1 pseudogene is annotated in these 1,155 nt (G+C 62.4%); it reads right to left on the bottom strand.

The features are described 5' to 3' along the window. Positions 1–1,155, bottom strand: a pseudogene (locus tag NKI79_RS33100) (integrase core domain-containing protein); the annotation flags it as partial.

The raw sequence follows: 1,155 nt of genomic DNA, 5'->3' as shown, positions 1-1,155 counted from the left end.
GTGCCGAACGGGTTGTCGATGGTCTGCAAGGTTCTCTGTTCCAGGTCGATATATCCCAGATCATAGTGCATGAAGCTTACGAGCCAAATGCCGTCGTCGACCTCCTTTATTCCGAGCCTCTGACCGGCGAGCACGGTCGAGACGTTGATCTTCTTCCTCATCATGCAGATGCGGCCGCAGGCGTGACCAGGATGTCCTTGTCATGGAGGGGATAGGTCAGCTCCGGCAGGCCGGAATACGGCCGTGAAGAGGGCGTGTAGAGTTCCGTTGGTAGCTTCATGGCCAACGCCTCATGCGGCCTTTCCTGGTTGAATTCGCTGATGAAAGCGTCAAATCTGGCCTGCTGTTGCAGGGCATTCATGCCCGGGGGCCGCGTGGTCTCCTGCTTCAAGGTGCGGTGCATGCGCTCGTGGCGGCCGTTCTGTTGCGGGTTGCCGGGCTTGATGCGCTCGATGGCAATGCCGAGCCTCAACCACCAGACCGACAGCTTCGACAGATTGTAGAGCCGTAGGGGCTGGCGAAGGGGACCCGTTGTCGCTTCGAATGGCGAGCGGCAGGCCGCGTTCCCTGAACAGCCGGACGAAGGCCTCGATGACCGGCGCTTCCCGTGTCGCTTCAAGCGCTTCGGCGAGAAGCAGGTAGCGCGAGGCCTGGTCGGTCACCGTCAGGGGGTAACAGTAGCGACCGTTGCCGAGCTTGAACTCGCCCTTGAAGTCAGCGCACCACAGATCGTTGGGGACGGCGGCCTGCGACAGCGGCGTGCCCATGGCCTTGTTCGCCCGGTTCCTCTTGCGGGCCTGGCTCACAAGGCCGTGGCGGTCGAGCACAGCATGCACCGTGCTCTTGGCCGGGATGCGCACATCGCCGGCGAGCTTCCTGATCAGCAGCTCCCTGATCTTCCTGGCGCCCCAGTGCGGCTTGTCGCGCTTGCTCTCGACGATCAGCCGCTCGATCTGCTCGGGCAGTTGGTTGGCATAGCGTACCGGCCGCCGCGAGCGGTCGCAAAGCGCCTCCAACCCCTCTTGCCTGTAGCGGTTGAATATCTTGTAGCCGGTCTTGCGCGAGATCCCGAACTCCCGGCACACCGCGCTCATGCCTTCTCCGTCGAGCAGGCGAGCCACAAAGCGAAGACGTTCCTCCATCACCGAACACTCT

It is taken from the genome of Mesorhizobium sp. M0340 (genome assembly GCF_040321535.1).
Classification (GTDB): Bacteria; Pseudomonadota; Alphaproteobacteria; order Rhizobiales; family Rhizobiaceae; genus Mesorhizobium.
This window is presented reverse-complemented; position numbering and strand designations above follow the sequence as displayed.